17 protein-coding genes and 3 pseudogenes are annotated in these 21119 nt (G+C 69.1%); 14 read left to right on the top strand and 6 right to left on the bottom strand.

Annotated features, from left to right (window positions below; all coding sequences use genetic code 11):
• Window positions 1–6: 6 nt before the first annotated feature.
• The 3 genes and pseudogenes from ACLJWH_RS02605 to ACLJWH_RS02595 all read left to right on the top strand — a co-directional run bounded on the left by ACLJWH_RS02605 (window position 7) and on the right by ACLJWH_RS02595 (window position 4614).
• Window positions 7–1359: pseudogene (locus ACLJWH_RS02605) on the top strand (sugar ABC transporter permease).
• A 183-nt stretch (window positions 1360–1542) separates the two neighbouring features.
• Window positions 1543–1743: a helix-turn-helix domain-containing protein gene (locus ACLJWH_RS02600; RefSeq protein ID WP_411139872.1), complete on the top strand. Its 201-nt coding sequence runs from the start codon at window positions 1543–1545 to the stop codon at window positions 1741–1743.
• A gap of 483 nt (window positions 1744–2226) precedes the next feature.
• Complete coding sequence (locus ACLJWH_RS02595; protein WP_411139871.1) at window positions 2227–4614, top strand: SpoIIE family protein phosphatase; 2388 nt, start codon at window positions 2227–2229, stop codon at window positions 4612–4614.
• 150 nt (window positions 4615–4764) lie between these two features.
• On the opposite strand, the pseudogene ACLJWH_RS02590 reads toward ACLJWH_RS02595, so the two are convergent.
• Window positions 4765–5366: pseudogene (locus tag ACLJWH_RS02590) on the bottom strand (LCP family protein); the annotation flags it as partial.
• 90 nt (window positions 5367–5456) lie between these two features.
• Between ACLJWH_RS02590 and ACLJWH_RS02585 the strand changes: the two are divergent.
• Window positions 5457–5794: pseudogene (locus ACLJWH_RS02585) on the top strand (NAD-dependent epimerase/dehydratase family protein); the annotation flags it as partial.
• A gap of 25 nt (window positions 5795–5819) precedes the next feature.
• Here the strand turns inward: ACLJWH_RS02585 and ACLJWH_RS02580 are convergent.
• The 3 genes from ACLJWH_RS02580 to ACLJWH_RS02570 form a co-directional block, all read right to left on the bottom strand.
• Window positions 5820–7082: a sensor histidine kinase gene (locus tag ACLJWH_RS02580; protein ID WP_411139870.1), complete on the bottom strand. Its 1263-nt coding sequence runs from the start codon at window positions 7080–7082 to the stop codon at window positions 5820–5822.
• Window positions 7083–7218: 136 nt separating this feature from the next.
• Window positions 7219–7899 carry a response regulator gene (locus ACLJWH_RS02575; protein ID WP_411139869.1) on the bottom strand — a complete coding sequence of 227 codons (681 nt, stop codon included), beginning with the start codon at window positions 7897–7899 and terminating at the stop codon, window positions 7219–7221.
• 500 nt (window positions 7900–8399) lie between these two features.
• Window positions 8400–8852 (bottom strand): SsgA family sporulation/cell division regulator, encoded by a 453-nt coding sequence (locus ACLJWH_RS02570; RefSeq protein ID WP_411139868.1) that lies wholly within the window; start codon window positions 8850–8852, stop codon window positions 8400–8402.
• 252 nt (window positions 8853–9104) lie between these two features.
• On the opposite strand from ACLJWH_RS02570, the gene ACLJWH_RS02565 reads away from it, so the two are divergent.
• Window positions 9105–9839: a peptidoglycan-binding domain-containing protein gene (locus ACLJWH_RS02565; protein WP_411139867.1), complete on the top strand. Its 735-nt coding sequence runs from the start codon at window positions 9105–9107 to the stop codon at window positions 9837–9839.
• 26 nt (window positions 9840–9865) lie between these two features.
• On the opposite strand, the gene ACLJWH_RS02560 is transcribed toward ACLJWH_RS02565, so the two are convergent.
• The gene (locus tag ACLJWH_RS02560; RefSeq protein ID WP_411139866.1) at window positions 9866–10636 is read right to left on the bottom strand and encodes a polysaccharide deacetylase family protein; all 771 of its coding nucleotides are present in this window, start codon (window positions 10634–10636) and stop codon (window positions 9866–9868) included.
• Between the two features lie 639 nt (window positions 10637–11275).
• Between ACLJWH_RS02560 and ACLJWH_RS02555 the strand changes: the two genes are divergently transcribed.
• The 9 genes from ACLJWH_RS02555 (at window position 11276) to ACLJWH_RS02515 (ending at window position 19027) form a co-directional block, all read left to right on the top strand.
• Entirely contained in the window at window positions 11276–11770 is a 495-nt protein-coding gene (locus tag ACLJWH_RS02555) for a hypothetical protein (protein WP_411139865.1), read from the top strand.
• A 5-nt stretch (window positions 11771–11775) separates the two neighbouring features.
• Window positions 11776–12873 carry a peptidoglycan-binding protein gene (locus ACLJWH_RS02550; protein ID WP_411139864.1) on the top strand — a complete coding sequence of 366 codons (1098 nt, stop codon included), beginning with the start codon at window positions 11776–11778 and terminating at the stop codon, window positions 12871–12873.
• A complete protein-coding gene (locus tag ACLJWH_RS02545) occupies window positions 12870–13577 on the top strand; it encodes an ABC transporter ATP-binding protein (RefSeq protein ID WP_411139863.1) in 708 nt (235 codons plus the stop codon). The genes ACLJWH_RS02550 and ACLJWH_RS02545 overlap by 4 nt, the downstream gene beginning before the upstream one ends.
• Window positions 13571–14758, top strand: a complete 1188-nt coding sequence (locus ACLJWH_RS02540; protein ID WP_411139862.1) for an ABC transporter permease — start codon at window positions 13571–13573, stop codon at window positions 14756–14758. Before ACLJWH_RS02545 ends, ACLJWH_RS02540 begins: the two co-directional genes overlap by 7 nt.
• 52 nt (window positions 14759–14810) lie before the next feature.
• Window positions 14811–15464 (top strand): response regulator transcription factor, encoded by a 654-nt coding sequence (locus tag ACLJWH_RS02535; protein ID WP_411139911.1) that lies wholly within the window; start codon window positions 14811–14813, stop codon window positions 15462–15464.
• A 14-nt stretch (window positions 15465–15478) separates the two neighbouring features.
• Window positions 15479–16687, top strand: a complete 1209-nt coding sequence (locus ACLJWH_RS02530; RefSeq protein ID WP_411139861.1) for a sensor histidine kinase — start codon at window positions 15479–15481, stop codon at window positions 16685–16687.
• Between the two features lie 201 nt (window positions 16688–16888).
• Window positions 16889–17461, top strand: coding sequence for a nucleosidase (locus ACLJWH_RS02525; protein WP_411139860.1), 573 nt, complete (start codon window positions 16889–16891; stop codon window positions 17459–17461).
• 157 nt (window positions 17462–17618) lie between these two features.
• Entirely contained in the window at window positions 17619–18419 is an 801-nt protein-coding gene (trpC, locus tag ACLJWH_RS02520; RefSeq protein ID WP_411139859.1) for an indole-3-glycerol phosphate synthase TrpC, read from the top strand.
• Window positions 18416–19027 carry a phosphoribosylanthranilate isomerase gene (locus ACLJWH_RS02515; protein ID WP_411139858.1) on the top strand — a complete coding sequence of 204 codons (612 nt, stop codon included), beginning with the start codon at window positions 18416–18418 and terminating at the stop codon, window positions 19025–19027. Before trpC ends, ACLJWH_RS02515 begins: the two co-directional genes overlap by 4 nt.
• Window positions 19028–19127: 100 nt before the next feature.
• On the opposite strand, the gene ACLJWH_RS02510 is transcribed toward ACLJWH_RS02515, so the two are convergent.
• Window positions 19128–21116, bottom strand: coding sequence for a CocE/NonD family hydrolase (locus ACLJWH_RS02510; protein ID WP_411139857.1), 1989 nt, complete (start codon window positions 21114–21116; stop codon window positions 19128–19130).
• Window positions 21117–21119 lie beyond the last annotated feature (3 nt).

The following is a 21119-nucleotide window of genomic DNA, read 5'->3' as shown; positions in this document are numbered from 1 at the left end:
ACGGACCTGCCCACGACCACGGACACCGGCGAGCCCACCGACAGCAGCCGAACCCACGCCGACGGCACCGGCGGCGGGGCCGCGTTCGCTGCCGACCCGCGCCTCCTCCTTCAGGAAGTGGGCCTCGCGGGCCACTGGAACACGTTCCGCCGCAAACTGCGCAGCGGTGAGCTGGGTTCGCTGCCCATAGTGGTTGGCCTGATCATCATCGCTGTCGTCTTCCAGCCCCGGGACTCGCCTTTCCTGGGGCCGGAGAACCTCTCCAACCAACCTCTTCGTCACCGCAGCCGGCACGGGGCTGATCGCCGTCGGCGTCGGCGTCGTCTTCGTCTTCGTCTTCGTCTTCGTCTTCGTCTTCGTCTTCGTCTTCGTCTTCGTCCTGATCCTCGGCGAGATCGACCTCTCCGTGGGCTCCGTGAGCGGGCTCGCGGCTGCCGTCTTTGCCGTCGTGAACGTCAACCACGGCGTACCCGAATGGCTCGCACTCGTCATCGCCCTCGGCTCCGGCGCGGTGATCGGTGCTCTGCACGGTTTCTTCTTTGCCCGCATCGGCGTGCCCGCGTTCGTGGTGACCCTGGCCGGACTGCTCGGCTGGAACGGCCTGATGCTCCAGGTGCTCGGCTCCAACGGCAGCATCAACCTCGACGACGCCGGTCTCGTCGCCTCCCTCACCAACCACTACTTCACCGACATCTCGGCCGGTTACTCACTCGCGACCCTGGGCGTGGCCGCGTTCTTCCTGTCCTCCTTCCGCGACACGCGCAGGCGCAAGGCCGTCGGCGTGCCCGGTCGCCCGCTCAGTGAGATCGTGCTGCGCACGGTGGCGCCGGCGGTGCCCGCCTATGTGGTGGCCTGGCTGTTCAACCAGTACAAGGGCCTGCCGCTGGCCGTGGTGATCTTCCTCGGGGTGGTGGTCGTCCTCGGCTTCGTGCTCCGCCGCACCCCGTAGGGCCGCAAGGTCTTCGCACTAGGCGGCAGCGTCGAGGCGGCCCGCCGCGCGGCATCAACGTCTCCCTGATCCGGGTCTCGGTATTCGCCCTCTCCGGCACGACGGCAGCGCTCGGCGGACTCTTCCTCGCCTCGCAGATCAACGCCGCCAACCAGTCCTCCGGAGCGGGCAGCCTCCTGATGAACGCCATCGCCGCCGCCGTCATCGGCGGCACCAGCCTCTTCGGCGGCCGCGGCAAGACCTGGTCCGCCCGCCTCGGAGTCCTGGTCATCCAGTCCATCGCCTCCGGTATGGCCCTCCTCGGCATCGCCTCCGCCGTCCAGTACCTGATCACCGGCGCAGCCCTCCTCGCCGCCGTCGTCATCGACTCGGTCTCGCGCCGCGCTCAGAAAACAACGGGCCGCGCATAGGCAGCGATACGGAAGGTCGGCGGTGGGCCACAGGGATGTCGCCCACCGTCGACACCGACGTCCCGTCCCGAGCGTCCGGTTGCCCGGCCGTGCAGCCTGTGAGGCATCCCGAATACCCCTCGGGGTTCGCTGCTGCCCGCTTGGGCGGCAGCGAACCACCAACGACTGGAAGGGCTCCCCCCGATGCACTGGAATCTGCGGCTGACGGCTGCCAAGAAGGGCATCTGGAAAGCGGCCGAGCTCCAGCGGAGCCTGGCCGAGTACGGCTTGGTGATCTCGTCCGCGAAGATGTCCGGGCTGTGGTCCGGTCAGCCCCTCTCGCTCAAGTTGAAGGACCTGGATGTCATCTGCGTGGCCTCGACTGCGAGATCGGCGATCTGCTGATCCCCGAGCCGGAGAAGGTCGGCTGGTACATGCCGGAGGAGCACAGCCGACGACCGGCCGACGGAAGGGGTGCCGGTCCGCCGCCGATGCCCCGACCCTGCGGCCGTGGTGCACTGCCGCCGGAGTGGACCTCCAGATACATGGTCGCCCTAAAGGGTCATGAGGTGACGTGGTGTCATATTTCGGCGACCGCCCCCGGCCACGCCGGACGCGAGCCCTCGCCGGGTGCCCGCTGTACGGCCGGCCTCCCCTCCCGAACGGTGACTCAGTGTGATCAGTCGGGATCGTTGCACCGTTCCCCACCGCTGGCGTCGGACAAGGCCCGCAGGCATGCGCCGCGGCGATGACGAAGCCATACTGGTTTCTGCCGGATAGCCGCACCTCACGGCATGGACGGGAGGAGCAGCAGTGACCACCCCCGGCAGAGCCGATGAACGTGGCGCGGGAGGGCCGGCCGACGCCGTCGACGTGGCTGTCGTTGTCATGGTGGATGTTCACGGTGTCGTGGCGGGCTGGGGCACCGGCTCAGAGCGCTTGCTCGGCCACTCCGCGGACGAGGCGGTGGGGCGGAACGCGGAAAGCCTGCTTGAGGCGCCGGGACTGGCGCCGAAGGCTCTGGCCGCGGTCGCGGAGGGCGAGGGGGCGGCCCCGCCCAGGAGCCTGTTGTCCCTCCGGCACCGGGACGGGCACGAGCTCCGGGTGCTCGCCGGGGTGTCACGGCTGCTCTCTCCGCCGGAGGGAGCGTACTGGCTCGTCACGGGCACCCCGGTGCGGCCGTGGTCACCGCAGGAGCCGAGCACCGCCTTTCACGAGGACTTCTTCGCCCAGTCCCCCGTGGCCATGGCCGTGCTGGACGACGATCTCCGGTATGTGTGGGTCAACAGTGCTCTGGAACGCGGCGGCGGCGTTCCCCGTGAACAGGCCATCGGGCGCCGCTGGGGCGAGCTCCAGCCCGAGTTGGCCCTCCGAACGGCCCGGCACCGGATGCGACGGGTGCTGAACACCGGAATGCCCGAGATCGATCACGTCTACCACGGGCGTGTCCGGCGGGATCCGTTTCGTGAGCGCGCGTTCTCCATGTCCGCCTTCCGCCTGGAGGACACGGCGAGCGGCAAGGTCGGCGTGGGCTTCATGGCATTGGACGTCACCGACCGCTGGCAGGCGAGGCAGCGTCTGACGCTGCTCAACGAGGTGGGTGCCCGTCTGGGCCACGCCCTGGACCCGTGGCGGGCCGCGCAGGAGATCTGCGATGCGCTCGTGCCCGGCTTGGCCGACTGCTGCACGGTCGATCTGTGGGACTGGGTGGTCCATGGCCACGACCCGATGAAGAAGCCCGCCGGGGACGCCGCCACGCTCGTCCGCACGGGGCAGCAGTGTGTGCGGCTCCCGTGTCCGTACTGGGTGGCGCCAACGGGTGGCACGGTCGGATACACGTCCCCGTCCCCCGTCGTGGAAAGCCAGGCCACCGGGCACGCGGTGCTCACCTCCGGATCCGCGATCGGCCTCTCCGTCCAGGAGGCTCACGGTGCCGTCCCCGACACGGATTCCGGCAGCCGTACCGACTCCGCGATGGTGGTCCCGCTGCGGGCTCACGGCACGGCCCTGGGGGTGGCGGTCCTGATGCGTCACGAACGGCAGGACCCGTTCGAACACGATGATCTTCTTCTGGCGGAGGAGATCATGGCTCGCGGCGCGCTCTCCTTGGAGAACGCGCGCCGCTACGTCCGCGAGCACTCCATCGCCGTGACCCTGCAGCGCAGCCTTCTGCCCTACCGCCTCGCCGGAGAAACGACCTTGGACATCGCCTCCCGCTATCTGCCGGCGGATGCGGGCGACGGTGTCGGAGGCGACTGGTTCGATGTGATCCCCCTGTCCGGCGCCCGTACCGCGCTGGTCGTCGGCGATGTCACCGGAAAGGGCATCCAGGCCGCAGCCACCATGGGCCGACTGCGCACCGGGGTGCACACCCTCGCTGCCATGGACCTGCCTCCCGACGAGCTTCTCGCCCGCCTCGACGACCTCGTCCTCCGTTTGGCCGAGCACACCCCTCCCGGCACGGAGAGCCTGGGGGCCACGTGCTTGTGTCTCGTCTACGACCCGACGAGCCGTCGGTGCACCATGGCCTCGGCCGGCCATCCCCCGCCGGTGCTCATCGGCCCCGGCGGGACCGTGACCTTGCCCGAGCTGCCCCCCGGCCCTCCGCTCGGTGTCGGTGGCCTGCCCTTCGAGAGCACCGACATCGAGCTGGCGGACGGCACCCTGGTCGCCCTCTACACCGATGGGCTTCTCCACGCCGACGACGATGCAGCCGAGCCCACTGCCGACCGGCTCGTCCAGGACCTCACCCCCGCCGATCGCCCTCTTGAGGTCATCTGCGAAGGCGTCATCGGCTCTCTCCCCGTCCTGCCCCCCAGCGATGACGTGGCTCTGCTCCTCGCACGGACTCAGGCACTGGACCCCGATCGGATCGTCCAGTGGGAACTCCCCCGTGATCCGGCCATCGTCTCCCATGCCCGTTCCCTGGCGACCGAGCAGCTTCGCGTGTGGGGCCTCGACGACCTGGAGACGACCACGGAACTCATCGTCAGTGAACTGGTCACCAACGCCATCCGCTACGGCACCGGGAGCATGCGGCTGCGGCTCATCCACCATCGGACGCTGATCTGCGAGACCTCCGACGAAAGCAGCACCGCACCGCATCTGCGTCATGCCAGGACCACCGACGAGGGCGGACGCGGGCTCTTCCTCATCGCCCAGCTCTCCCGCCGGTGGGGGACCCGGCCGGCCGCGGCGGGAAAGACCATCTGGACCGAACAGGACCTCCCTCCGGCTCCGGGGTTCGGTGGAGGCTGGGAGACGCCCGGTGCCTGAAACCTGGGTGTCGGAGCGGGGCTCGCAGATGGGTCCTGCCGTCATTTCACGACACCGTCGACGCCGGTCTTGGTATCCGCGCTGCCCTGAGGGCCGATTCCGGGATCGGCCGGTCGTCGTTGAGTGCTTTCCAGACCTCATCGGCCGTGGCCAGCGGTCCATGCGGATGCCGGTCATTGCCTCGACGGTCTTGACCGCGCAGGCCGCGCCACCCACCGAGTACGCCTCGTTGAACATCGCGCGCTGGACTGCCGGGCTCGTCCTGCCACCTTGCGTCCGGCACTCGGGGCGCCGGACCAGCGTGTCGCGCGGGATGCTCACGACACTGGTCTTCTTGCCCCCGCGTACACATGGACGACCATCGCGGTGTCGGCGCGGGCACCTTCGTCGGCGCCGTACTCGCTGTTCGCGCCTGCCCAGGAATCGGAGCCCAGGACGAGGATGTCCTGCGAACCGTTGTCGACATTGACGGGACGGTCCTTGCCCAGCGCCGCGTCGATGTCGACGGCGTGCAGATTGCCGTTGAACTTGTACCAGAGGAACCCGGCACCCGCACCTCCGACGAGAACCGCGCCCGCGCCCGTCCAGGCGGCTATTCGCCATCCCCTGCCACGGGTTCGCGGCTTGCGGCGACGGCCACCCTGCGCACTGCGCCGACGGCGCCCGGCGGACAACCCTCGCCACGACGCAGGCGACCGGTGTGCCGAACAGTCCGCGCCATTCGGCCTCTCGGCATCGCCGAGGGGTGACATTCCGTTCGCGAAGGAAACCCTCATGTCCACGACCTCAACTCGCCGAACTGGCACGGCCGTACCGTCCTCGTCACCGGGGCGGAGGGCTTCATCGGTCCATGCTCGTCGACCTGCTGGTGGAACGCGGTGCGCGCGTCCGGGTGCTGGTACACCACAAGCCGTACGCCGAGCGCGGCCACCTCGCCCGCCACCGCGGACCCGACTCACCCGTGGAAACACTCGCCGGCGACGTCCGCGACGCCGGACAGGTCATGGACGCCGTCGCCGGATACGACACCGTCTTCCACCTCGCCGCCCTGATCGGCATCCCCTACAGCTACGCCGCACCCGAGGCATACGTACGGACCAACGTGGCCGGCACCGAGAACGTGGCCGCCGCCTGCCGCCGCCACGACGTACGCCGCATGGTCCACACCTCCACCAGAGAAACCCCTGCCCTCCCTCAGGGCACCCTCATCCTTGGTCTCCCCCGGTTCGGTCCGGGGAGGCCGAGGATGGTCGTGTTTCTTCAGCAGGCAGCGGTAGACGGGCACGGAGAACGAACCCTCCGGCAGTTGTCGGTTCTGCCAGGAAGCGGCCGTTGAGACGGCACACCCGCGCGCACAGGCCCTCAAGTCCCGTGCCACTTCCGCCGAGTGCGGCACTCCTGCTGGTCGACGGCCCGTTCTCGATGGTTAAGGCGACCCAGTGCTCCTGGAAGCGGAGCGAGATCTGGATCGGGGCTCCGGGCGCGTGCTTGACCGCGTTGGACAGCCCTTCCTGTCCTGTCCGGTAGAGGGCGGACTGGATTTCCCGGGGAAGAGGGACGGGGGCGCCTTCGATGGAGCACACGGCATCGACGCCGATGGCCTTCATATTGCGTACCAGGGATTCGAGGAACGCCTGGTACCCCACCTCGGCGAGACGGACCGGCGGGGAGCTGTCGCCCGGATCGTTGCGGAGCATGTCGAGGATTTCCCGCAGTTCTGCCATGACCGCCCGTGAGGCGTCCTCGATCACCTGCACACCTTCGAGAACCTTGTCCGGCTTGTGCGCGTTCACCTTGACCGCCGCGGCCTGCAGATTCACGACCGCGACTTGGTGGCCGATCCCGTCGTGCATGTCGAAGGCCAGGCGGGTGCGTTCCTCGAGCACCGCGTATCTGGCAGCCTGATCGACCGTTCCCTGCAGCCGCCGCACCTGCTCGCGGAAGAACATGTTGCGATACTCCTGCCCGCACAGCACCCGGGCCACCACCGCGACGAGCACCACATGCACACCTACGTGGTACAGGACCGAGCCCGAGTAAAGAGACTCCCCCACCAGTGGCCGGGTCAGGTAGTACCCCAGGGCGATGACGCCGACCGACGCGAACGGGGCGTGCCGTCCATGGCGGGCCAGCGCCCAGGTGCTGAAGATCAGTGGTGTGGTGTCTTCCGTGGCCAATGTCGCCAGGACACTGGCCACGCCCGCGAGTTCCGGCACCCGGCGACGCACGAGAAGCGTCACGGCATACCCCGCCGCCACAGCCATGGACATGGCATAGCCTGACACCAGCCCCGTGCTGTACTCGCCGGAGACCGCGAGCAGGGTGAGGACGAGCGCCGACAGAGCGGCTGCGGCGTCCAGCCCGCGTGGCCCCGGAAACCACAGGCGGTGCAGGAACGGCCGGACGCCATGGCACGGCGGAGCTTGTTTCACCATCAGCTCGGCCCCGCCGGTGATAGGGACAGGCATACGAGGCTTCTTTCAGGGGAGATGCGCTCCCAGTATTCGCACTGGAGCAACCCGCCTGAGCATGAACAAATGGTGAATTCTCAAACCGAGGTTGACCGGTCGGCGGAAAAAGTTGACTGTCCTGCGGGAGAAGCGGTCACCGTTTTGTGTTGGGGGTGCGGTCGGTGTCCACGAGACCAGCTTCGTAGGCGAGGATGGCGGCCTGGGTGCGGTTGTCGAGTCCGAGGCGGGCGAGCATGCGGGAGGCATAGGTCTTGACGCTGGCGAGGGAGAGGTGGAGCGTCTCGGCGATCTTCTGGTTGGTGTAGCCCGCGCCGATGAGGGCCAGGACCTCGCGCTCGCTGTCGGTGAGGGAGTCGATCTTCTCCCGCAGTCCGCTGGAGCCGGTCGGCATCCGCGCCCTGGCCCTGTCGACCAGCTTGGTCATGATCTCCAGTGAGAGCACGGTGCCGCCGGCGGCCACCGTCCGTACCGCGGCGATCAGCTCCTCCGACCTGAGGTCCTTCAACAAGAACCCCGCCGCCCCCGCCTTGAGCGCCTCGATCACCAGGTCGTCGGTGTTGAAGGTGGTCAGGGCCAGCACCCGGGGGACGTCCTCGAACCGCATCAGCTGCAGCGTGGCCTCCACTCCTCCGATGTGCGGCATGCGGAGGTCCATGATGACGACATCGGGCCGGTGTTCCCGCGTGGCGCTGACGGCTTCCGCGCCGTCGGCCGCCTCGGCGACGACCTCGATACCCTCGTCCGCCTCCAGCACCGAGCGCAGCCCGGAACGGATCAGACTCTGGTCATCAACAATCAGAACGCGGATCGGCACGGCGTTTCCTTCACTGCGACAGAGGCGACGCCCCGGACATCCGTCCCGGGGCCAGCCAAATTCAGCTGACCAAACACACCGTCAGATGAGACACGACAAAATCTTATGCCATTGTTCCGAGCAACTTCCAGGGCCTGACGAGGAAGATCGCGGAGGTCTCCATGATGTCGACCGGAGTTCTCGCAAAACGTGGGCACGGCAGAAAATCTGGGCAAGCAAGCCGGGCAGCCGAGGCAAAGGGACGGAGACCTCGCGCGACGGCCGGTACTGCCGCTCTCGGGAGGATACCCGAACAGCAGTGATCACCTGGCCGGTCGGCTCCCGGGGCCACCGGGGTAACCTGGGGAATCCTCCGCACAGTTGATCTTTCCTATGGGGTTCGACGTGCACCTGGATATCCCCGCACGCGGGAATGCAGGACCGGCGCTTCACCGTGTTCCGCGGTCCAGCCGCCATGGGGGTTTCGAGGGCAATGCGACCGTGTCACGGATGGTTCGGTGTCACCGGCTGGCCAGCAGGTCGGCCAGCTCCTCAACGAAATCCATTCCCTCCGTCCCCGGGGGAACGAGCCGATAGGTATGCCCCAGGAATCCGATCAGGGAGTGGGTTTCGGCGACCGGTGCCAGGGACGTGCCCCTCTCCCGTACGAACCCTCCTGCCATCCCGAGGCGCGTTTTTTCATTGACCCCCGCGCCGCGACGAATCCGAACGGTGCTCTTCCCCACGTCCTGGGAGATGCCGTACGTCAACAGTTCACGAGCGAAAATCGCCCGGCAGCAGATCTCACCGCCGCTGAGGACTTCCACGCCAACCTCGTACGGTGCGGTCCTCCGGTACTGAAGGCGCATGTCCGCAGTGGACCCGTGTCCCGTATCCGTGACGAGACGAGCCCGCAGACCCATCTCCACCACGGCGTCGGTCATCGGCTGCTCAGGCCCCGCTTCGAACACCACATGGCTGGAGCCTACGGGTCGGGAGCACCCGTTCCGCCGGCACCGAAGTGGATTCGTCCATGGACGATGGTTGACCTCACGGTCATCCTTCGTTTCCTTCCCGGGCCGATCGGGGACATGAGATCCGTCTCCGCACGGCGGAAGATATCGCTGTCCCGGGGCGATCACTTGCCGTGGCGCCGTCGCGGTCACCTCGCGCCACCGCCGGCTCGCCCCCGTCGCCTCGGCGGAGTGAGACGGGAGCTACGCCTCATGAGCAATCACGAGCGGCACACGCCGCCCGACAACGACACGTCGGCATCCGAGCCGGTCGTGCCACCCTGCCGCACGGTGCCGGAACCCGCTTCGCACCGGCGGCCATTGCTGCTGAGCGGGCGACGCATCGTGATGCTCGCCGCTTTGGGCACGCTGGCCATCCCCCTCCTCGTCGTCGGGGCGATCAGCGGACTCGACCGCTCGTCCGCTTCCGGCCTCTCCCCTCAGAGCAAGCAACGCCCGGACCTGCCCGACGGCGAGGAGAGCGGGACGGCACACGGCGACCGGAGCACACACGAGCAGGCAAGCCCCGCCTCCACCCGTCCGGCGCCTGGTCGCACAAGGGCTCCCGGCAAGGAGGGCACCGAACCGACCGATGCCGCGGAATCGGGATCCGGCACCGGCGCGAGCACTCTGCGGCCCACCGCTCCGTCCTCCACGGACAAGCCGCGCGAGAGCACCCGCCCGACGCCCTCGCCGGCTCCCTCGTCCCCGGACACCATCGGCGTACTGAGACAGGGGGACAGCGGCCCCGCCGTGGCGGCCATGCAGCACCTGCTTTATCAGCTGGGCTTTTACCACGGCCATCGGTACGGGCACTTCGACGACCAGACCGAGGAATCGGTCCGTAGATTCCAGACGTGGGCCGCGGTCGCCGACGAGGTCAAGGACGACACATACGGAACCTATGGGCCCGCAACCCGGGCCGCGCTCCTCCGCTGGGCCTCCTGAAGACTTCGCGCGGCACTCATGCCGGATCACGCCTTCGGGAAGCTGAATCCGTAGCCCTGCCCCTTCAGCCACGGGAGCAGTTCCTCCAGGGCCTCCAAGGTCTGTGCGCGGTCCCCGCCACCGTCGTGGAGCAGAATGGTGGGCCCCATCGACAATTGGTTCTTGATCTTCTTGAGAATGGGTTGGGCGCCGGGCCGCCGGTAATCACCTGGGTCGATATTCCACCCGAGCGGCCGCATGCCGTTTTCCGCGGCGAGCTTCCGGCTCTCGGGTGTGAAGGCGCCGCCGGGGGCACGGTAGTACCAGATCTTCGCGCCGCCGGATGCCCGGTCGATCATGTCCTTCGCATCCAGGATCTCCTGTGACTGGTAGGAGAAATCCTGCTGGTCCATGGTGACGTCGTGGCTCACGGAGTGATTGCAGAGCCGGTGACCTTCGGCCACGATCCGCTTCACCAGATCCGGGTGCGATCGGGCGTTGGGGCCCGTCACACAGAATGTCGCCTTGACGTCGTGCTTCTCCAGCAGATCCAGGGCCTTGGGAGTCCAGGTCGGGTCCGGTCCGTCGTCAAGAGTGAGGTTGACGAACTTCCCATCGTCCTCGGACTCACGGCTTATCTCGGGGTCGATCCCTGGAGTCGGGGAACTGGCGCTCTGCGTGGCCTTGTCGTCTCGATCCGGGCTCCCGTCGGCTTCGCCCTGAGCGGCGAGGGAGAACACTCCGAATATGCTTATGACCACGCCGGCCGCCACTGCTGTCAGGACGAAGCGATCCTCCCGCTTCTCGGGTGATTTCATAAATCCGCGCCCTCGTCTCTCGTCGCTGCCTGCCGTTCACTTCACGAGGTCGTCGATGCCCTGGCAAACGGTCGCCAATTCGAGGCAAACACACGCGGGCCGGAATGTGAAGTGGTGTCATGGAACAGTCACACGGCGAGAATTGAAGGAGGACGGGAACGAGACGCCGATAAAGCGAGAACCGCTGCCCGGGTGTCAACTTGCGACTTCCCTCACCTACTTTGGTTGACACATCGACGGCCGCGGCGCCCGTAGCGTTCCCGCGTGGCCCACTGCTGGTCGGAGACCGAGCAGTGGACCCGGCGCGTTCGGCGGTGTGTCGGTCCCCAGCGTGCTGGACTGTCCCGGCCGCGCGAGTGCCTCCTCACGCGGCCGGGACGGTCACCCCCCAGCGGTGGCCCGGACCTGGGCGAACGGCGTTTACGGTCCGGGTCACCGCACGGTGCGGACCGTCACCCGTGTCTGCGTCCCCGCCCTTCCCCTGAGCGTGCCCCGTACGGCGGGCAGGTCGGTCACCCGAGTCTTTTCCGTGTCGCTCAGCGTGGTCCGGAAACGAAAGGTTGCCGAAAGGGCCGGGCCTGTACTCCTGGAAGGGACGAAGGCGGCAGAAAGCCGTCCCCCGATCCGAGGGAAGACGACATGATCCGGAAGACCGGAGTGCGCGCACGATTCGCGTCAGCGGGCACGCTGGCAGCGGCACTGCTGCTCACCGCATGTGGCGGCGCCGACACGCAGGACAAGGCCGGCGACGGCGAGCAGAGCAAAGAGCTCAAGTGGGCGTCGTGCATGCGTGAGGCGGGGGTGCCGGTTGAGGACCCCAAGCCCGGCGGGCCGCAGGCCATACCGAGTGGCACGGACGAGTCGAAGGCGGAAGCCGCTACGAAGAAGTGCCAGAAGTTCTCCCCGCAGGGCCAGGTCTCGGACTCCCAGAAGAAGACATGGGCGTCCGAGCTGCGCGGTTATTCGGCGTGTATGCGGAAGAACGGGGTCGCGAACTTCCCCGACCCGGATGAGAACGGCACCCTCGTCGCCCCGCAGGACGGCTCGCAGGACACCCAGCGCTACAAGGACGCCGACGCCAAGTGCCAGGACAAGCTGAAGAGCTTCCAGCAGCAGGACCTGAACCAGAAGTGACGCCGATGAGTGAGGAACAGCGCAAGCCTCGTCGCAGAGGCCGGATAGCGGCCGGTGTGGGGGCCGCCGTGGTCCTGGGCACCATCGGGGCCACCATGGTCTTCTCCGTAGGTGGCGGCGACGGAGCGACAGGCGGGCGGAACACACCGCCCGCCACCGCCCCGGTGACCAAGGGGGACCTGGCGGCCACCAAGACCGCGCCCGGAAGCTTGGCGCACGGGAGCCCGACCTCGCTGCGTGGTGCCCTTCAGGGCACGGTGACCTGGCTGCCGAAGTCCGGTGACACGATCACGCGCGGAGAGACCCTCTACAAAGTGGACAACCGCCCGGTGACCGCCCTGTACGGGGACACGCCGATGTACCGGGACCTGAAGCAGGGCGACGAGGGCCCGGACGTCAAACAGCTGAACGAGAACCTGCGGGCGCTCGGTTACACGTCGCCGTACGGTGACGCCTACACCTGGGAGACGACCGCGGCGGTGAATGCCTGGCAGAAGGGCCGGGGCCTGAAGGTGACCGGGTCGGTCGAGAAGGGTCTCGTTGTCTTCGTCCCCGGCACGATCCGCGTCGGAGAGCTCAAGGCGCAGAAGGGCAGCCCGGCGGCTGAGGCGATCCTGACCTATACGGGCAAGGAGCGTTCGGCCACCGCCGTGCTGCCGCTCTCCGACCAGAAGCTGGCTCGCAAGGGCGACAGCGTGGATCTCGTCCTGCCCAGTGGCACGTCCGTCAAGGGCCGGATCACCGGTGCCGAGACGGTGTCGTCCGACGCGTCCGACGGCCAGGGCGGCGGCGGTACGCCCGGGAGCGGCGACAAGAAGAAGACAGAGATCAAGGTGTCCATCGCCATCAAGGACCAGAAGGCGCTGGGGAACCTCCAGAACGCCACCGTCGACGTGAACTTCACCAGCGAGGTCCGCAAGGGCGTCTTCCACGTCCCGGTCACCGCTCTCGTGGCACGCACCGGCGGCGGGTACGGCCTGGAGGTCACCGAAGGCGGGACCACCCGCACCGTGCCCGTCGAGCTCGGCATGTTCAGCAATGGGCAGGTCGAGGTGAGGGGCACGGAGCTGCGCCCCGGCATGAAGGTGACGGTACCGGCGTGAGGACGGCCATTCCCGTCGTCGAGCTCAAGGGAGCGACGCGCGAGTACCCCGGGGTCGTCGCGCTCGCGGGTGTCGATCTGACGGTGCGCCGAGGCGAGTTGGCGGCGATCGTCGGCCCTTCCGGGTCCGGGAAGTCGACCATGCTGAATGTCATCGGGACACTGGACCGGCCCACCTCCGGCCGGGTGGCCATCGACGGCCACGACATCGCGAGTCTGTCGGACCGGCAGTTGTCGGCATTGCGGGCCCAGAGCATCGGCTTCATCTTCCAGAACTTCCATCTGGCCGAAGGCGTCAGCGCCCTCGACAACGTCGCCGACGGGCTGCTGTACAACGGCGTCGGCCTGCACGAACGACGCGAGCGCGCGGCAGCCGTACTGGACCGCGTGGGGCTGGGCGACCGGCTGGACCACCGGCCCGGCGAGCTGTCCGGAGGTCAGAAACAGCGCGTCGCCATCGCCCGTGCCGTGGTCGGCGAGCCGGCCCTCCTCCTCGCCGACGAACCGACCGGCGCCCTGGACTCCACATCCGGAAAGGCCGTCATGGAGCTGTTGCGCGAACTCAACGCGGCGGGCACGACCATCCTCGTGATCACCCACGACCAGGACATCGCCGAGAGCCTGCCACGGCAGGTCACCATGCTCGACGGCCGCGTGCGCTACGACTCGGCAGCCCCCGCGGACCGGGTGGAGGGGGCATGCTGATCCCCTCGCGTCTCGCGCCCCGGGATGTCGTGCGCGTCGGCGGCTTCGGACTGCGCACCCGTCCGGTACGGGTCTTCCTGTCCGCGCTGGGCATCGCCATCGGCATCGCCGCGATGGTGGCCACGGTCGGCATCTCCAGCTCCAGCCGGGCCGAACTGGACCGCACCTTGGACGCGCTCGGCACGAATCTGCTGACCACCTCGCCGGGCCAGGGCATGGACGGTAAGAACGTCAGGCTGCCCATGGAGGCCACCGACATGATCCGCCGCATCGGGGACGTGGAGGCCGCGTCCGCCATCGGCAAGATCGACGGTGTGAAGACCTACCGCAACGACAGGATCCCCTCCGAGCAGTCCGGGGGCATCGGCGCCTTCGCGGCACGACCGGACCTGCTGGAAGCCGTCGGCGCGGACATCGCCCGCGGCACCTGGTTCAACGATGCCACGGCGAAGTTCCCCACCACCGTCCTGGGAGCCGAGACCGCGAAGCGCCTCGGCATCACCCAGCCCGGGGAGCAGGTCTGGTCGGGCGGTCAGTGGTTCACCGTCGCCGGCATCCTGGCACCCGCACCGCTCGCGCCCGAGCTCGACACGGCCGCCCTGGTCGCCTGGGAGAGCGCGAAGGAGAATCTGGGCTTCGACGGGCACCCGACCACCATCTACACCCGGGCGGTCAAGGCCGAGGTGGAAGCGGTGCGCTCGTTGCTCGCCGCCACCGCGAACCCGGAGGATCCCAGCGTGGTGGCGGTCTCCCGTCCCTCCGACGCGCTCGCCGCCCAGCAGGCCGGCGACAAGGCGTTCACCGGGCTGCTCGTCGGACTCGGTTCGGTCGCTCTGCTCGTGGGCGGCATCGGGGTGGCCAACACCATGGTCATCTCCGTGCTGGAACGGCGCGGCGAAGTGGGTCTGCGCCGCTCGCTCGGTGCCACCCAGAGTCAGGTGTGCGCGCAGTTCCTCACCGAATCACTGCTGCTGTCCGCGCTGGGCGGCGGAGCGGGAGTGGTCATCGGCTCCGGTGTGACAGCCGGCTACGCGCTTTCCCAGGGCTGGCCCACAGTGGTGCCGCTCTGGGTGATGGCCGGAGGAATGGGCGCGACCCTCGCCATCGGCGGGGTGGCCGGTCTCTATCCGGCGGTACGAGCGGCCCGCCTCGCGCCGACGGCGGCACTCGCCGCGACGTAGATCCGCCCCGCGGGCAGCATGGAGGAAGCACACGATGAAAGAGGAACCGACGATGCGCGTTCTCGTGGCCGAGGACGACCCGATGACGGCCGACATGATCACTCGCGGGCTGACCCGGCACGGTTTCGTCGTGGACACCGTCCACGACGGAGATGCCGCCCTGTTCAGCCTGGGGGTGGGCGACTACGACGTCCTGCTGCTGGACCGGGACCTTCCCGGTACGCACGGCGACGAGGTCGCGGCCCGGCTGGCCGCGTCCGGAACGCGCACCCGCATTCTGATGCTCACCGCCGCGTCCGGCATGCAGGAGCTGGTGCACGGGCTCAACCTCGGGGCCGACGACTATCTGGCCAAGCCCTTCGAGTACCCCGAGCTGATCGCGCGGGTCAAGGCCCTGAGCCGCCGCAGCACGCCGATGACGCCTCCCGTCCTGCACCGTGGCGGGATCGCCCTCGACACCATAGGCCACACCGCCACCCGTGACGGCCGCCCGTTGAAGCTCACGCCGAAGGAGTTCGCGGTCCTGCGCATCCTCCTCACTGCCCAGGGGGCACCGGTCAGCACGGAGGACCTTCTGAGTCAGGCGTGGGACGAGCACACCGACCCGTTCACCACAGCGGTTCAGGTGACCATGAGCAAGCTGCGCGCCAAACTCGGCGACCCACCGCTCATCACCACCGTCCACGGCGCCGGCTACCGCCTGTGAGTCCGTTCCGGCCGGTGCAGCGACTGCGCGGATGTACGGTCCGCAGCCGTATCGCCCTTGTTTTCGGTGCGGTGTTCGTGGCGCTCGGGGCCCTGCTGCTGGGGCTCGTGTACGTGCTCTCCCGCGCCGGGACCCGGGCCTCCGCCCGCCGTCTGGCCGGTAGCGTCACAGTCGTCCCGTCCCCGTCCGGTTCTGTCCCCGGTGCCTCCCCCCATGTCTCTCCGGGGACGGGTACGGGGAGCCATCCGGCACCGGGCGGCGATCACGGGGTGATCTCGCTCACCGAGGACCTCAGTGCGGCCGCTTCCCATCAGGTCCTCGTCTGGTCGGCTCTGGCGCTGCTGATCAGCGCCGTCCTCGCGGTCGTCGTCGGCTGGTGGACGGCCGGCCGGGTGCTGCGGCCCGTCCACTCCATGACCGCCAGGGCCCGCCGCATCTCGCAGCAGAACCTGCACGAGCGCATTGCTCTGGAGGGCCCGAGCGACGAGCTCAAGGAACTCGCCGACACCTTTGACGCGTTGCTCTCCCGCCTTGAGGCGTCCTTCGAGAGTCAGCAGCGTTTCATCGCCAACGCCTCCCATGAATTGCGCACTCCCCTCGCGGGTCAGCGCGCCGCCATCCAGATCGGTCTGGAGGACCCGAGCCCGGAAGAGCTCGAGGAGGTCCGCGAAGGTCTGCTGGCGGCCAACCGGCGCAGCGAGCGGATCATCGACGGTCTGCTGACCCTCGCTCGCGGGGAGCGGGGCATCGAGAGATACGAGACCTTCGATCTGCGTGAGGTCGTCGACGAGGAGCTCGCCGCCGTCCGGGCCCCCGCCCGTGAACACACCGTGCGCACGGCCGTCGAAGGCGGCCCGTGTCCGGTGCACGGCGACCGGGTCATGATCGGCCGGCTGGTCGCCAATCTGTTGCGCAACGCCGTCCTGTACAACGTGCCGGGCGGCGACGTCCGTGTGCACGTGGGTCCGGCGCGGCTGACCGTCTCCAATACCGGTCCGGTTGTCGAGCGGGCTGAGGTGGAGGGGCTGTTCGAGCCCTTCCGGCGCGGTGGGGGCCGGGACCGGCGCAGTGATCGGGGCGAGGGTCTGGGCCTGTCCATCGTCCGAGCCATCGCCCAGGCTCACAACGGCAAGATCACCGCCACTCCCGACCCGGGAGGCGGCCTCACGGTGACACTCGAACTGCCTCCCGCGCTGCCCGACGATCCGCGGGAGATCCGGTAGCGGTACCCACCGGTGTCCTTGCGAACAACCACATCACACGGATACTCAAGCTCTCCGTTGTGGGCCGTCCCCTCCCACGTTTACCTTTCGCGCAGGAATCCGGAAGATTCTGCTCCAGCCGTCGCTGTGCAGTCTCCATCCGGTCGGCCTCGATCAACCTTCGGTCATGGAGACAGTCGATCACTGTCCTAGCCTGGGTATATGCGACTGAATGGTGCAATTGAGCCTGACTGTCCCTTGCTCGTGCTGGCCGTGGAGGAGGAGGCGGCCCACCTCGACAGGTCCATGCCCGTGCTGCTCACCGGCATGGGCAAGGTCAATGCCGCTTCCGCGCTCGCGGCTGTCCTCGGCCGCGGGTCCCTGCCCTCCGTCGTGGTCAATCTCGGTACCGCGGGCGCCCTTCGGGACGGTCTGCGGGGAACCCACGAAGTGAGCCGTGCGATTCAGCACGATCTCCATACGGCATTCCTCTACTTGCTCACCGGCCAGACGTACGGGGCGCCGCTTCAGGTGTGCGACAGCGGCCCCGTCCTGGCCACTGGAGACAGTTTCGTCTCCGACAAAGCTGCACGTGAACAGCTTGCCGTACACGCGGATCTGGTCGACATGGAAGGCTATGCCTTGGCAGCTGTCGCGCGGAAGCTCGATGTCCCCATACGGCTCGTCAAGCACGTCAGCGACGAGGCCGGGGAGGACGCTGCCCGAACGTGGCGGGAGTCCGTCGACGACTGTGCCAAGGCGCTGTCGGCCTGGGCCCGCGACAATCTGAGGTGAGTCGCTGTGGAAGTGACGCCGACGCATGCATCGGCGCCACTTCGAACGAGCGCTGCTCATTGTTGACAACGAGGTGGGAAACCGCCGCGGGGCCGGTGGGCCTCGCAGATCATCTGCCCCGGCGTACGCCGATGGACAGAGTTAAGGATGATGGCTTGTGACATGGCTCGACGAGTTGGTGGCAGGGGCGAGGCAGGACGCTCAACTGCGGCAGGAGGCCAAGCCCCTGTTCGTGGTGCGGGAGGAGGCCGAACGGCTCCCCGCTCCCCGCGATGTGCTCTCCTCGTGGACCGGGCCCGACGTGGCGGTGATCTGCGAGGTGAAGCGTGCGAGCCCTTCGAAGGGACAGCTCGCCGACATCCCCGCTCCCGCCCTCCTGGCATCCGAGTACGTGCAGGGCGGGGCAGCGGCGATCAGCGTGCTGACCGAGGGGCGGCGCTTCCAGGGCTCGCTGGCGGACCTGGCCGCGGTGCGGGGCGCCGTCGATGTTCCCGTGCTGCGCAAGGACTTCATCGTCTCCTCGTACCAGCTGTGGGAGGCACGCGCGTGCGGAGCCGACATGGTTCTGCTGATCGTGGCGGCGTTGACCGACGAGCATCTCGCCGAGCTCTACCGGCTCACCACGGATCTCGGCATGACGGCGCTGGTCGAGGTCCACAACGAGGAGGAAGCCGCACGGGCGGCCGCCCTCGGGGCCCGGATGATCGGTGTGAACGCCCGCGATCTGAAGACGCTCGAGGTGGACCGGGGCGCCTTCGCCCGCGTGGCGCCCTTGCTGCCCGAATCGGCCCTGAAAGTAGCCGAGTCCGGTGTGCGGGACCCGCAGGACGTGCGTGCCTACGCGGCGGCCGGAGCCGACGCGGTCCTGGTCGGTGAAGCCGCGGTGACCGGCAAGGACACGGCCCGCACGGTGGCCGGACTGGTCGCCGCGGGCCGGGGCGGGCGAGGCGGCCGGTGAGCGCACCCCTGTTCATCAAGATCTGTGGTCTGCGCACGGCACCGGATGTGGAGGCCGCCGTGCGGGCCGGTGCCGACGCGGTGGGTTTCGTCCTCACCGAGAGCCCGCGCCGCGTCGATGCCGTCACCGCGCGGGACTTGGCGCGGGCCGTGCCGGACGATGTGCTGACCGTGGGTGTCTTCCGGGGGCAGTCCGTGGCCGAGGTGCGCGCCCTTGCCGAGGCCGGCGGCGTTCGGGCCGTCCAGCTCCACGGTGACGAGGGCAGCGAGTACTACCCGGCTCTGCGCCGGCCGGGGCGGACGCTCATTCGCGCGGTCGCCGCGCAGGGACAGCGGCATCAGGCCGGTGAACTCGGTGAGGATCTCCTGCTGCTCGACGCTCCCGCCCCCGGCGAGGGCAGGCCCTGGGACTGGTCCTCCCCGGATTTCGAACCGCCCGGCGGGCGCTGGCTGCTGGCCGGTGGACTGACCGTGGAGAACGTCGCGGAAGCGGTCCGTGTCACCGCCCCGTGGGGCGTGGACGTCTCCAGCGGGGTGGAGCGGCAACGGGGAGTGAAGGACCCGGAGCTGATCGCGTCGTTCATCCGGGCGGCCCGCGCGGCGACGTGAGCGGCCGCCCGCGCGGAAACCCGGCCGCGGTGCCCCGGCCGCAGCCGGCCCGGGGCATCCTCCGGCGGCACTCCCCCACGCGCTGATGCCCCTCCGGCGGTCACCCCGCGGTACGGGGGATGCGGGTGTCCCAGGTCCGGTGGAAGACGATCTCGTCGCCTTCCCGGCAGGTCACCTCGTTCGAGGTGACGAAGTCCTCGGCGTCGGCGCCGATCTCCGAGCGGGTCTGGATCGTCACGTCCCAGCCGAGGGCGGGCCGGTGCAGGCGGATCGTCCAGTCCGAGCGGGTGCGGGCGGAGAGCGGGTCGCTTTCGTGGACGGTGTAGGTCTCCAGGGCGTCCTCGGTGAACTCCAGGCCGTCGGGGTAGACGCGGGTGCCGCCGTAGCGCGGGTCGACTTCCAGGCGCCAGGTGCCGGCGGCGACGTCGCGTACGGCACGGCGCTCCGGGCGCTGTTGTTCCGGCTCGGGGGAGGTGACGCCCAGGGGGGCGGACTGTTCGGGCTCGGCGAAGGTGATCGCGTCGGTGGTCGGTGTGCGGACCGGGAGTTCCAGGGTGCTGCCGTCGGAGTGCAGGGAGAAGCCCGCGCTGCCCGGCTGGGGCCAGATCCACGGCCAGTACGCGGAGGACACGGCGAGGCGGATGCGGTGGCCGGGCGGGAAGGTGTGGCCGATGGCGTTGAGCTCGAACTCCACGTCCTCCACCGCGTCTTCGGCCCAGGGTTCGGCGTGCTCACGGCCGTGGCGGGCGGAGAGGTTGAGCGCGCCGCGGGTGACGAGGGTGGCGGAACCGTCCGGTGCGACGTCGCAGAGGCGGGCGATGACCTGGCCGCGCCGGGCGTGGGAGCGCAGGCGCAGGCGCACGCGGGGGCGGCCGAGGATCTCGACCGGCGCGTCCTCCGGGACGGGGAAGTCGAAGCAGGCCGACTTGGCGTCCTCGTCACGCTGGTCCGGGGGCAGGTCGGCGTCGTTGCCGAAGGGGAAGAAGCGGCCCGCGTCCAGGCCGGTGTGCATCGGGGAGTTCACCTCGACGGGGGCGCCGGGCAGGGCGTACGAGATGGGTGCGACATGTGGTGAGGGCCAGGCGGGATCGGCCACCCAGCGGCCGGGCAGCTCGGGGTAGGTGGTTGCCGGTGGATGCGACGCGCTGATCCACGAGCGGAGTTTCGGCTCGGCCATGATGCCGGTTTCCTCGCCCTTGAGGTGCTGGTCCCACCAGCGCAGGGTCTCCTGGAGGAAGCCGATGGCCGGGCCCGGTGGCAGCCCGCGGTCCGGGTACTGGTGCGACCAGGGGCCGATCAGGCCGGCTGCCGGGCCGGGCAGGTGCTCGACCAGGCGCAGGACCGTGTCGCGGTAGGGGTCGTGCCAGCCGCCGACCGCGAGGACCGCCGCGCGGACGGCGGAGTAGTCCTCGCAGACGCTGCCGTGGCGCCAGTAGGCGTCGCGGGTCTGGTGGGCGAGCCAGGTGTGGATCGGGGGCTGGAGCGTTTCGAGGCGCTTGAACCAGAGCGTGCGCCATTCCTCGCCGAGGTGTGCCGGGTCCGGCGGGCGGCAGGTGAAGGCGAGCATGGTGGCGGCCCAGGCGTTCATGTCGACGCCGAGGACCGAGCCGCCCATGTAGTGCACGTCGTTGTCGTAGCGGTCGTCGGTGGAACAGACCGTGACGACCGCCTTCAGCGGCTCGGGGGCGAGGGCGGCGAGCTGGAGGCTGTTGAAACCGCCCCAGGAGATGCCGAACATGCCGACCTCGCCGCTGCACCAGGGCTGCGCGGCAAGCCAGTGGACGACCTCGACGCCGTCCGCGAGCTCGGTGGCGTCGTACTCGTCGCCCGGCATGCCCTCGCTGTTGCCGTGCCCGCGGATGTCGACCCGTACGGAGGCGTAGCCGTGGCCCGCGTACCAGGGGTGCCGCTGGGCGTCGCGCGGGGCGGTCCAGTCGCCGAGGCGGTAGGGGAGGTACTCCAGCAGGGCGGGGACGGGGTCCTCGGTCACCGGCCGCCATATGCGCGCGTACAGGCGGGTGCCGTCCGGAAGCGGGATGCGGACGTCCTCGCGGGTGGTCTCGTACGGGAAGGAGGTGCGGATCTGCATGGC

It is taken from the genome of Streptomyces sp. x-80 (assembly GCF_046549095.1).
GTDB classification, from domain to species: Bacteria; Actinomycetota; Actinomycetes; order Streptomycetales; family Streptomycetaceae; genus Streptomyces; species Streptomyces celluloflavus.
Note: the sequence above shows the minus strand (reverse complement) of the source record. Positions and strands in the feature narration are given on the sequence as shown.

Excerpts from the sequence above, each read along its gene's own strand:
- ACLJWH_RS02600 (WP_411139872.1), top strand. The coding sequence starts at position 1,543 with ATGCACTGGAATCTGCGGCTGACGGCTGCCAAGAAGGGCATCTGGAAA.
- ACLJWH_RS02535 (WP_411139911.1), top strand. The coding sequence starts at position 14,811 with ATGCGCGTTCTCGTGGCCGAGGACGACCCGATGACGGCCGACATGATC.
- ACLJWH_RS02555 (WP_411139865.1), top strand. The coding sequence starts at position 11,276 with ATGATCCGGAAGACCGGAGTGCGCGCACGATTCGCGTCAGCGGGCACG.
- ACLJWH_RS02595 (WP_411139871.1), top strand. The coding sequence starts at position 2,227 with ATGGTGGATGTTCACGGTGTCGTGGCGGGCTGGGGCACCGGCTCAGAG.
- ACLJWH_RS02510 (WP_411139857.1), bottom strand. The coding sequence starts at position 21,116 with ATGCAGATCCGCACCTCCTTCCCGTACGAGACCACCCGCGAGGACGTC.
- ACLJWH_RS02525 (WP_411139860.1), top strand. The coding sequence starts at position 16,889 with ATGCGACTGAATGGTGCAATTGAGCCTGACTGTCCCTTGCTCGTGCTG.
- ACLJWH_RS02580 (WP_411139870.1), bottom strand. The coding sequence starts at position 7,082 with ATGCCTGTCCCTATCACCGGCGGGGCCGAGCTGATGGTGAAACAAGCT.
- ACLJWH_RS02560 (WP_411139866.1), bottom strand. The coding sequence starts at position 10,636 with ATGAAATCACCCGAGAAGCGGGAGGATCGCTTCGTCCTGACAGCAGTG.
- ACLJWH_RS02540 (WP_411139862.1), top strand. The coding sequence starts at position 13,571 with ATGCTGATCCCCTCGCGTCTCGCGCCCCGGGATGTCGTGCGCGTCGGC.
- ACLJWH_RS02565 (WP_411139867.1), top strand. The coding sequence starts at position 9,105 with ATGAGCAATCACGAGCGGCACACGCCGCCCGACAACGACACGTCGGCA.
- ACLJWH_RS02550 (WP_411139864.1), top strand. The coding sequence starts at position 11,776 with ATGAGTGAGGAACAGCGCAAGCCTCGTCGCAGAGGCCGGATAGCGGCC.